Annotated in this window: 7 protein-coding genes; 1 reads left to right on the forward strand and 6 read right to left on the reverse strand. The window is 69.9% G+C overall.

Annotation, left to right across the window (positions count from 1 at the left end; genetic code table 11):
* Window positions 1–253: 253 nt before the first annotated feature.
* The 5 genes from QZY48_RS18610 to rpoE form a co-directional block, all read right to left on the reverse strand.
* Window positions 254–3163, reverse strand: coding sequence for an SUMF1/EgtB/PvdO family nonheme iron enzyme (locus QZY48_RS18610; RefSeq protein ID WP_295433965.1), 2910 nt, complete (start codon window positions 3161–3163; stop codon window positions 254–256).
* A 139-nt stretch (window positions 3164–3302) separates the two neighbouring features.
* Window positions 3303–4757: a metallophosphoesterase gene (locus QZY48_RS18615; protein WP_295433968.1), complete on the reverse strand. Its 1455-nt coding sequence runs from the start codon at window positions 4755–4757 to the stop codon at window positions 3303–3305.
* Window positions 4758–4954: 197 nt separating this feature from the next.
* Window positions 4955–5998 carry a MucB/RseB C-terminal domain-containing protein gene (locus QZY48_RS18620; RefSeq protein WP_295433971.1) on the reverse strand — a complete coding sequence of 348 codons (1044 nt, stop codon included), beginning with the start codon at window positions 5996–5998 and terminating at the stop codon, window positions 4955–4957.
* A 22-nt stretch (window positions 5999–6020) separates the two neighbouring features.
* Window positions 6021–6584: a sigma-E factor negative regulatory protein gene (locus QZY48_RS18625; protein ID WP_295433974.1), complete on the reverse strand. Its 564-nt coding sequence runs from the start codon at window positions 6582–6584 to the stop codon at window positions 6021–6023.
* Between the two features lie 79 nt (window positions 6585–6663).
* On the reverse strand, window positions 6664–7242 hold the full coding sequence (rpoE, locus tag QZY48_RS18630) for an RNA polymerase sigma factor RpoE (RefSeq protein WP_295433977.1): 579 nt from the start codon (window positions 7240–7242) through the stop codon (window positions 6664–6666).
* Window positions 7243–7475: 233 nt separating this feature from the next.
* Between rpoE and nadB the strand changes: the two genes are divergently transcribed.
* Window positions 7476–9104: an L-aspartate oxidase gene (nadB, locus tag QZY48_RS18635; protein WP_295433980.1), complete on the forward strand. Its 1629-nt coding sequence runs from the start codon at window positions 7476–7478 to the stop codon at window positions 9102–9104.
* Here nadB and QZY48_RS18640 read toward each other — a convergent pair.
* Window positions 9067–9264, reverse strand: a 198-nt coding sequence (locus tag QZY48_RS18640) for a hypothetical protein (protein ID WP_295433982.1), incomplete at its 5' end; no start/stop codon positions are given. The genes nadB and QZY48_RS18640 overlap by 38 nt on opposite strands.

A 9264-nucleotide genomic window follows, 5' to 3' on the forward strand; every position in this document is an offset into this window, starting at 1 on the left:
GCGCTGGTCGCCCGCGACGAAACCGGGCGGCGCCAGGCGCCGCCAGGCACGCGGTGGCACGCCCCAGAGCGTATACGATATGAATACTTTCACAATCTCATTCGCCCCGTCCGTAGCGATTGCTCCGGACTTGTCGGCCCGCGGTACCGATCGGCGACGGAATAAACACTCGGAACGGGGCAAAGGCCCCGTCCCGCCCGGGGTCACGGAACCAGGGAACGGGAAGAAAGATCAGTGAACAGTGGTCAGTGTTTCAGTGATCAGAGTCGATGGGGCACGCACACACCAGACGAAAGCCCGCGGAGCCACTGCGGTTGACCGGGAGGTACCAGCTGCGGTAGACCGCGCGCGCGCCGGCTGGGTCAACGTCCCAAGACCCGCCGCGCAAAGAACGGCCTGCATCGCCTTTCGTGTTTGTATCGTCCGGGTCGTCGCATTTGTTGAGACACCAGTCCCAGACATTGCCGGCACAATCCAGCAGGCCGGTGGGGGAAACACCGCGGGGGTACAGGCCGACGGCCGTCGTCTCGCGCAGGCAAAGACCCCCCTTGCTGACCTCCAGCGTCTCGTCGACGTTGGCGAGGCCCCGGCGGTACTCGCCTTCCCAGGGGTACTCGCGGCCGTCCTGATTGCCGCGGGCGGCGCGCTCCCATTCATACTCCGTCGGCAGACGGATGACCTGACCGGCATCGATCAGTCCCGCGTCACGGCAGCGCGCGGTGAGCCAGCGGCAGAAGGCCATGGCCTCGACCCAGGCGACATTGACCCGCGGACGGTTGGGCTGTTCCCAGCGCGGACTATTAGGCGTCACCTGCCCGTTGTCGTTCCATCCAGCCCACCAACCAGCCTCGGTATAGCCCCCGGCGTCGATGAAGGCCTGATATTGGGCCTTGGTGACGGGGTAGCGGGCAATCCGGTAGGCCCGGTCGATGGACTTGCGTTCGGCCTGCCCCTGCCAGTGGAAGGGGCCGGGCGGGATCTCGACCCAGTCGAGGTCGGGCAGCCCGGCCCCCGGCAGTCTGTCCGGGCGCAGCCCGACACCGGGGCGGTCGTCACCCAGGACGGCCAGCAGGTCGCCGATGCCGAGCCGCCGCGGGTACCAGGGTTCACCGCCGTCCTGCGCCAGGAGCCGCAGCACCTCGTCCAATCCGGCGCGCAGCCACCGGCCCAGCGCAGGGACTTGGGCGCCGATCCAGCCGCCAAGGTCGCGGGTAGTCGCCCAGGTCCGGCCGGGGGCGGTCAGGCAGAACAGCAGCGGCAGGGCGTCAGAGGCGGCGGCGCCGGGTGCGAAGGCGCGGCGGGTCAGATCGGCGAGTTCCTCCCAGTCGTCGCCGGCCAGGAAACAGGCGGCCACCGGGTTGTCCTGGCGCAGCCCCGTCCAGAGCCCGGCGCGCTGGAGCCGGTCGCGGAGGTCGTCACGCACCCCGGACACCGGCAGCCAATGGTCGGGACGGCCGGCCACATCCCAGCGCCGGGCGTCGCGCTCGGCCTCGTCCTTGCGGATCAGGGCCTCGTCCTGGGTGCGGATCCAGTCCGCCAGCAGCGGCCATTGGCGCAACAGGGTCTCGTGGGCGACCTCGACCAGCGGCGGCGCGGACCGGTCCCGCGGCGCGTCGCAAACCAGCAGGCGAACGTGGTCGTGCGGACCCGTGGGGGCACGGGAGAAGACCTCGATGAAGGTCCGGGCCGGGTCGGCGGCGGCCCAGTGTTCGAGCGGGGCGCGCTTGCGGGTCGGCACCCGGGTGTCCGGATCGATACGTACCAGTTCGGCGAAGACCCGGCGCATCAGGTCCTCGGCCGCCGCCGCGTCGATCTGGTGCTCTTCGGCGAGGATCTTGAACCCGCGGTCGGCACGCCCGGTCAGGATGCCGGTGAGTCCCTTCAGTTCGTGCTCGTAGTGGGCCAGGGTGAGGCCGCCCGGGGCGGCGCCGAACTGGTCGAACAGGTCTTGCAGCACGGCGCCGAGCAGGGCCAGGCCGCCGCTCTCGCCCTGGGCGTCGCGCTGCAGGCGGGCGCTGAGGTCGGGCGCGAGACGCAGGCCGACGGCCCGCGCCGGACCCTCGATGATGGCCCGCAGGGCCTCCGGCCGCGGGGTGACGACGAAATAGGGCGGCTGGCGGTTGAGGACCGGGCACAGGTCCAGGTGGTCATTCAAGTGGCGCAGGTAGTCCGAGCGGATGGTGGCGACCAGGCGCAGGCGCGGGTCGGCGACGGCGCCGAGCAGGAAGCGGATGAACAGGGTGCGGTCGGGCTCCGGCACCAGGGTGAACAGCTCTTCGAGTTGATCCAGGATCAGGAGCCAGGCGGGACGGCCTTCGAGCACGCGCCCGAGCAGTTGCCCGAAGACTGGCCCGAAGCGGTCCGGGTTCGCGCGCAGGCGGGCGGCCTCCAGGCTCGGCACCAGGACACTGCGGCGGGGGCAGTGCCGCACGCCCTCGATCAGGCCCTCGAAGGGGTCGGTGAACTGGCGCGGGGTCATGGCGCTGATGACCCAGTCGCGGCTGCCGTCGATGCCGGTCTCCTGACCCGGTTGCGGGTCATGCAGCGCCCGCCACAGTCCGGCCTTGACCAGGGACGACTTGCCGGAACCGGAGGCCCCGGAGACCACCAGCAGGTCGCCCGCGGCGAGCGCGGCGAGCCGCTCGACGAGTGCCGCGGTCTCCTCCTCGCGGCCGAAGAAGAGCCGCGCGCGCTCCGGGTCGCGGCCCCAGTCGTAGGCGAGCAGGCCGGGGTAGGGGCAGGCGGCGGGCGGGGGCGGGGCGGTGTCGGCGAGGGTTTGGGTCAGGCGCTCGACCAAGGTCTTGACCGCCGGATTGGCGTCGTATTGGCGGCTGTGGACCTCGTCGAGCAGGGCCCGGCCCGGGTGGCGGCCGGCGATCGGCCGCGCGGCGAAGAACTCGATCGCACGGGCGAGGTTGCCGGCGACCGTCGGGGCATCGTCGTCCCAGTTCAGTTCGGCCGTGGCGGGGTGATTGCCCAGCGCGGCCTCCACGAAGGCCTTGCGCGGCCCCACCAGTTGCCAGGCGGGGAGCAGGAGCAGCAGGTCGCGCAGGGCCTTGCGGGCAATGTCCGCGTCCACTTCAGTGCAGTTGTTGGCACAATCCATCTCCGGCTCCGTCAGGTTCAGGACCAAGGTCGCTTCGCGGGCGGTGGCGGACGGCAAGCCGTTGTCATGGTTGCGGCGGGCGCTGGGTCCGCACAGCGGACCCTACGGGAAGACCGCGACCCGTAGGGTCCGCTGCGCGGACCGACGGCCTCGCAATCGGCGAGGAGGCCGGCATCGTCATCGAGGCCGGCGGCAATCATGGGGCATCACAGCCGAAGGCGTCGGCGAGCGCCCGGACCATGCCGCCGATCTCCCGGTTGCTGTCCATGCGGCGCGCGCGGACCTCGGCGAGGATGGCGCAGACGGCGTGTCGGCCGTCCAGAGGCACGGCGTCGAAGAACTGGAGCCGCTGGACTAGATTGCCGGCCACCGTGTAACCGTCGTCGTCCCAGTTCAGGTTGGCGGCGGCGGGATGGGCGCCCAGCGCGAACTCCACCAACGCCTTGCGCTCGCGTACCAGCGACCAGGCCGGGAGTGCAACCAGCAGGTCGCGCAGGACCAAGCGCTGCCGGTCCCAGGTCTGCTCGTCCGCCGCGACCGACAACGCCGCGCTCGACCCGCACGGCTTAGCGAGGTGGAAGACCAGCGGCTCACTGTCTTCCTTCCCCCGCGGCAACCCTTGGTGCGGATCGCGGTCCAGACGCAGCTCGGCGCCCGCGGGCTCTTCGCTGCGCGGCCACAGGACGATGGTGCCCGCACCCGGCCCGCCGAGCCGGATGCGCCCGGCCGCGTAGCCGTGCAGGCGTTCCTCCGGTTGCCGGTCGCCGAAGGTCTCCAGCCCAAAGAGTGAGCGGCCGAGCACCAGGCGCTTGGCCCGGTTGCCATCGACGGCGCGCTCCTCGCGCCGGGGCACATGCCGGTGCCCGCACAGGTGCAGGGCGAAACGGCCATTGTTGGTGATCTCGCCATCCAGGTGTCGGCGGGAATCGGCGTCGAGCCACTCCGGCGCGTGGTGGGTCAGGAGCAGACAGGCGTGATGACGCGCCGCCCAGGCCGGTCCGTTGCCGCCGGCGGCGGCGTGGAATTGACGGGTATGCAGGCCGAGCCGGCCCTGGTAATCGCCGGCGGTCAGTTGCAGGAAGGCGGTGTTGAGGCCCAGGAGGCCCAGGCGGCAGCCGCCGGCATTGACGAGGGTGGCGCTGAAGTCGCCCGGCAGCAAGCCCTCGCGGTAATCCAGGATGCCGTTGGGCTGCCGCTTCCCGATAGCGACCTGCCGTGCCCACCAGGCGCCGTAGTCGCTGAAGGCCGCGGCGATCGTCCGGCGGACGACGGAGTCCGGCGCTGTCCACAGGGTCTCCTGGATGGCCGGGTCCTGCGCCCAGCCCTGGAGTTCGCGCAGACCCGCGTCATCCGCCGACGGCCGCTGCAGGTCGTGATTGCCGGGGACGGCGAGCAGGATCGGCTCCCGCCCGCCCTGCCCTTTCGCGATCAGTGATTTGATCTCCGCCAGGACCTCATCCACCTCACTGAACTGAGCGGCGCTCCCGCGGTCGGTCAGGTCGCCGGTGAAGAGGATCAGGTCCCAGGGACCACTCTGCGGGCGCAGGTGCGCCAGGTCCTCGGCCAATTGCTCCGCGACATTGGGCCACATCCATTGCTGCTGCCGCATCCCGCGGTGCAGGTCCGTCAGGTGCAACCAATTGAACTGCATTGTCCGTTCACTCCCCCGGTTGGCGTGCGGGGAAGCGTGCCTGGAACCGGCGTGACGTGCAACTGTTGGGCACCGGGGGCGCGCCCTGGTCGTACCCAGCCGAAGTCGGCCGCTTGAGTGTGGCCCGCGGTGCCGTTGACCGGGGCCGGGAGCAGTCATAGGCGGCGTTGTTGGTCGGCGCGCGCGCCGCACCGGCCTTATGGCGGTGCGCCGTCCTCTGCCCACCCAAGCCCCGCCACCGCGGCGGCCACGGTCGCGGCCGGGACCTCCCCCACCGCGGTCACCTGATGGCCGTTCACCAGGCCCCCGGCGGCGTGCACGGCCCCGATGCGGGTGCCGCCGCGCAGGCCATCGGCGGCGCCGGACTCGATGAAGAGCGAGTAGGAGGAGAGTTGGTCCGAAAAGACGAAATGCTCGACGACCGCCCCCCGCCCATCCTCCATCAGGTCGTGCGCGGCGAGTTCAAATCCCGGGGGGCGCCCGTCAAACCGCCACCGGGTCGGACCCGGCGGGGAGTGGGGCGGGGCTTGCGGCGCGCCCGCGGACCGCGCCGCGGACCCTTGTTCGGCCGCCGCCTGCACGGCCGCCGCCTGCGCCGCTGACGACGGCTCGCTGCCGAGGTCGATGGAGGTGAACAGCAGTTGCTCGATCGTCTCACCCCGAGCATCGATCAGATCGGACTTCAGCGGCAGGCCGGTCGCCCGGTCCAGATAGAATTGATAACCGTAGCGCAGTTGGTCACGGGGGCGGATCATCAACACCGAGGCGTCGCGCCCGGCCACCCGCGCCGCGCCCCGGACCTCGATGTGATAGCGGCCCGCCAGGGCAACGGGGTCGATCGGCCCCGTCGCCGCCAGTGGATGGACAGCGTGGCGCGCGACCGAGAGCGGCTGGGCATCCGGCAGCAGACAGGTCACCCGATCGCGCTCGCGGTCCAGGGTCCGTACCGGACCACTGAGGGACACCAATCGTTCCTGGACGCGGCCCTGCGCGATGCGATGCGTCAGGTACAGGGTCTCGAGCCGGTTGTCGATCAAATAGACCAGGGTGCCCTGGTAGTCCAGGGTTCGCAGGGCCGTGGTCATCCGCTCCAGCAACCGGGCGGCCTGGACGGGCGGTTCGTCGTCTGCGCGGGCGCCGCGCGCGCCGAGCGCAATACCCAGGGACAGGACCAGGATCAGGACCCTGGGCCACCCGCGGCTACGCCATGGTTGGCGCGGCGCAGGACGGCATGAGATCACCCCAAGCCGCCGTGACCGGTCCCTAGCGAGGCGCTGCATAGCCGATGAGCGTCGCGTAGGGGAGCATTCCCCGCGCACCGCAAGCGGGCGCGGCCTCCTGATGGTTCACGAGAAACCGGTCCAGGGTGCCCACCAGGTCGCTGCGGTCCGTATCCCAACGGCGGACCGCGGGTGAGTGCCGCGGCTCCCCCCCGGCCACGGGGCCGACTAGGGCGCTGGCGGCCGCGCGCATGGGCTCCATCTCCCGGTACCGACCGGGCACCACGAACAGGGTGAGTAAGGCCGCGGTCGCGGCTAGCGCAGCACCGGCAAACAGCGTGCGCCACGCCCGCGCAGGCACCGCGGCGACCGGCCGCGGCGGGCCGTTCGGCAGGACGTCCGTGCGCGCCCGCACCGCGGCGGCGACGCCGCGCACCTCGCGGCTCACCGGCTCCCCGCGCAGGACCTGTCCGATCAGGTGATAACGCTCCCAGGTCGCGCGCAACCCGGGATCAGGCGCGAGGGCCGCATAGAACGAGGCAATGTGGTCGCTGGTCAATTCGCCATCGATCAGGATGGACAACCGGGTTTCTTGCGCAATGTTCATCGGTTCATGCCATCGGTTCATGCCAGGACCCAGGTCAGACTCGGGTTGCCGTCCCGGGGCGGCGGCCCCGGGTTGCGTTTCAGGATTCCAGGAGTGGACGCAGTCGCTTGTCGATGGCCTCCCGGGCGCGAAAGATCCGGGACCTCACGGTGCCGATCGGGCATTCCATGGCCGCGGCGATCTCCTCGTAGCTCATCCCCTCGAGCTCGCGCAGGACGATGGCGGTGCGCAGGTCCTCGGGCAGGGCGTCGAGCGCCTGCTGCACGGTGCGCGCGATCTCGTCCGTCAGCAACTGCCGCTCGGGGGTGGCGCTCTCACGCAGACGGCCACCGCCATCCAACTGCTCGGCCGTCTGCGTATCCACGTCGTCCGTCGGCGGCCGTCGGCCCTGGGCCACCAGATGGTTCTTCACCGTGTTGACGGCGATCCGGTAAAGCCAGGTATAGAAGGCACTCTCACCGCGAAAACCCGCGAGCGCGCGATAGGCCTTGATGAAGGCCTCCTGGGTCAGGTCCAGAACCTCGCTCTGGTCGCGGACATAGCGGCCGATCAGGTTGGCCACCTTCTGCTGGTATTTCAGCACCAGCAGATCGAAGGCCCGCTTGTCTCCAGCCTGGGCACGCAGCACCAGGGCCTGATCGACGCCGCGTTCAGACATGGGCGCCGACCGGAATGCCGGTCTGCCCCGGGGCCGGCCCTGGCTGCGATGGCATGGACAGTTCCTCGCTGGGTAAGTTCGCTGATCGCGGGAAAATGCGGGCGGGCGCGCCCAAAAAAAGCGCGAAGCCTTGATCCAGGCCATGAAATGAGTGAGTGTAGGGAACCGTCGGACCGCGCCTGGTCCGCCCACCCATATCCGTGCCTTCGGCCGATCCGCCAACGAGCCCTGCTATGAACGAGACCGTCCACCGTCATGATGTACTGATTCTGGGCAGCGGCGCCGCGGGCCTCAGTCTGGCCTTGCGGCTGCGCCCGGACCTCTCCGTGGCCCTGGTCTCCAAACGGGCCCTGGACGAGGGCAGCACCCGCTACGCCCAGGGCGGAATCTCCGCGGTGTTCGACGCCCAGGACTCGCTCGCCTCCCACGTCGAGGATACCCTGCGCGCCGGGGCCGGCCTGTGCGACCCGCGGGTGGTGCGGCAGGTGGTGGAGCGCGGCCCTCACAACATCCGCTGGTTGCTCGACCAGGGGGTGGCCTTCACCCGCGGCGAGGAGTACAGCTCGGCCGGCGGCTATCACCTCACGCGCGAGGGCGGTCACAGCCACCGGCGCGTCGTCCATGCGGCCGACGCCACCGGCGCGGCGGTCGCCCGGACCCTGGAGTCGCGGGTGCGCGAGCGCCCGGGGGTGTGCCTCTTTGAACAGCACATCGCGGTGGACCTGATCACCTCCAGACACCGGGGCCGGGCCGACACCCAACGTTGCGAAGGCGCCTATATCCTGGACCTCGCCACCGGCCTGGTGGAGACCTTCCTGGCACGCTTCGTGGTGCTTGCCACCGGCGGGGCCAACAAGGTCTATCTCTATACCAGCAACCCGGACGTGTCGACCGGGGACGGCATCGCGATGGCCTGGCGGGCCGGCTGCCGGGTGGCGAATATGGAGTTCATGCAGTTCCACCCGACCTGTCTCTATCACCCGCAGGCGCGTTCCTACCTGATCTCCGAGGCCCTGCGCGGCGAAGGGGCGCAACTGCTCCTGCCGGATGGAGAACGCTTCATGCCGCGCTTCGACGCCCGGGCGGAACTGGCCCCGCGCGACATCGTGGCCCGCGCCATCGACCACGAGATGAAACGCCTGGGCAGCGCCTGTGTGTACCTCGACATCTCTCACCGCCCGGCGGATTTCGTCATCGGGCACTTCCCGACCATCTATGCCCGCTGCCTGGAATTCGGCATCGATATCACGCGCGAGCCCATCCCGGTGGTCCCGGCCTCGCACTATACCTGTGGCGGCGTCATGGTGGATCAGCAGGCCCGCACCGATCTGCCCGGGCTCTACGCCAGCGGTGAGACCGCCTACACCGGTCTGCACGGGGCCAACCGGATGGCCAGCAACTCGCTCCTGGAGTGCCTGGTCTATTCAGAGTCGGCGGCGCAGGACATCGAACACCAGATGAGCAAGCGCCCCGCGCCGCCCGCGGCCCCGCCGTGGGACGAGAGTCGCGTGACCGAGCCCGACGAGGAGGTGGTCGTCACCCACAATTGGGAGGAATTGCGCCGCTTCATGTGGGACTACGTGGGGATCGTGCGCACCAACAAACGCCTGCAGCGGGCCAAGCGGCGGGCCGACCTGCTGCGCCAGGAGGTGATCGAGTACTACAGCCACTTCCGGGTCAGCAATGACCTGATCGAGTTGCGCAACCTGCTCGATGTGGCCGATCTCATCATCGCCTCGGCCTTGCGCCGCCGCGAGAGCCGAGGCCTGCATTACACCACCGACTTCCCCGCCAAGGACCGCAGTCAACGCTCCCCCACCATCCTCATCCCGGACGGTTATCGTCCTCGCGGCCGCACCTGAAGCGCGGGGGGTAGGCCGCACATAAGGAACGGTTCACTGTCGTTGTCGTTGTCGTTGTCGTTGTCGTTGTCGTTGTCGTTGTCGTTGTCGTTGTCGTAATCGGAGAACGATGCAATTTGGCGTGCGAGAGAATCCGGGGCGCTACGATAACCTCGATTAC

It is taken from the genome of uncultured Thiodictyon sp., from assembly GCF_903828115.1.
Taxonomy (GTDB): Bacteria; Pseudomonadota; Gammaproteobacteria; order Chromatiales; family Chromatiaceae; genus Thiodictyon.

Coding starts and splice junctions, on each gene's coding strand:
- nadB (WP_295433980.1), top strand. CDS start 7,476: ATGAACGAGACCGTCCACCGTCATGATGTACTGATTCTGGGCAGCGGC.
- QZY48_RS18615 (WP_295433968.1), bottom strand. CDS start 4,757: ATGCAGTTCAATTGGTTGCACCTGACGGACCTGCACCGCGGGATGCGG.
- rpoE (WP_295433977.1), bottom strand. CDS start 7,242: ATGTCTGAACGCGGCGTCGATCAGGCCCTGGTGCTGCGTGCCCAGGCT.
- QZY48_RS18625 (WP_295433974.1), bottom strand. CDS start 6,584: ATGAACATTGCGCAAGAAACCCGGTTGTCCATCCTGATCGATGGCGAA.